This window comes from Streptomyces sp. NPDC057271 (genome assembly GCF_042668715.1).
Lineage (GTDB): Bacteria > Actinomycetota > Actinomycetes > Streptomycetales > Streptomycetaceae > Streptomyces.
In genome coordinates this window covers 1-1034 of the sequence record NZ_JBHUYJ010000271.1, presented here as the reverse complement: position 1 = coordinate 1034, position 1034 = coordinate 1, and the positions used below count along the sequence as shown (strand labels likewise).

Here is a 1034-nt window from a genome sequence, read left to right as displayed (position 1 = left end):
CGGACCGCGGTGACGGTGACGCCGCCCGCCCCCGTGACGGCCGGCGTCGAGGACTTCGCCAGACGGCTGGACAAGGCCCCGGCACCGGTGGCCGAGGCCCTGTGGAACGAGGCGGTCGCACGCCTCGTGGCGGACCGGCCCGAGACCACCACCGTCCTCACACTGTCCCCGGCCCAGCTGCGCACGCAGAACCCCGCCCTCTTCGCGGACGTCCTGAACACGGCCCGTGACCTCAACCCCCTTCAGACGCCCGAAGACCGCGCTCGGGTCCTCGCGGACTTCGCCCCCGCACCCGAACCCGTCACCGCACCCGAACCCGTCACCGCGCCCGAGCCCGTCACCGCCACCGAGCCCGAGTCCTTCGCCATCGACAGGACCCCCGAAAGCCTGCGCTCCCTCCAGGAGCTGTCCGGTGTCCTGGACACCGAAGCACTTCTGGCGTTCGAAGCGGGCCCCTACCGCGACCTCACACCCGGCCAGGTGCTTCAGGCACGACAGATCGTCGCCGAGACCATCCACTTCCCGACCCTCCTCGACACGACGGGCGACCCCGGCCGTCACGGACACCTCAAGGACTGGACCGTCGTCGCCGTGGCCCAGGCACTGACAAGCGCCGGCCAGCAGACAGCCACGGACATGGCCGAAGAAATCCGCCGGGACCGCGGCCTCCAGCGGCCCAAGGGCCTGCTCGGCGGCACCCGCCCCCAGGAGACCGAGCAGACACGGCAGACAGGCCAAAGCTCCACACAGGCGCAGGGCAGCACGTCACGAATGGAGGACGTGCGGCGGTACCTGTCCCCGGCGGCCTCCGCGGTGAACGCCATGACGCCGGCACAGCTCCTCACGGCCAGCTCCCAGATGCCGCGGGACCGCCACGGCGAACTGACAGCCAGAGCCTGGCAGCTACTGGCCGACTACTCGGCACCAGACGCCCAGCCTCTGAACGAGGAGCGGCGACAGCGCGTGGAGGTCCTCCAGTGCGTGTGGGCGGTACGCCATGCACTTCACCGTGCCGAACAGGACGAAGCCTTCGA

The 1034-nt window shown here is 71.0% G+C and carries 1 pseudogene; it reads left to right on the top strand.

Features of this window, described 5'->3' with window-relative positions:
* Positions 1–15: 15 nt before the first annotated feature.
* A pseudogene (locus ACFUJR_RS39405) lies at positions 16–1034 on the top strand (hypothetical protein); the annotation flags it as partial.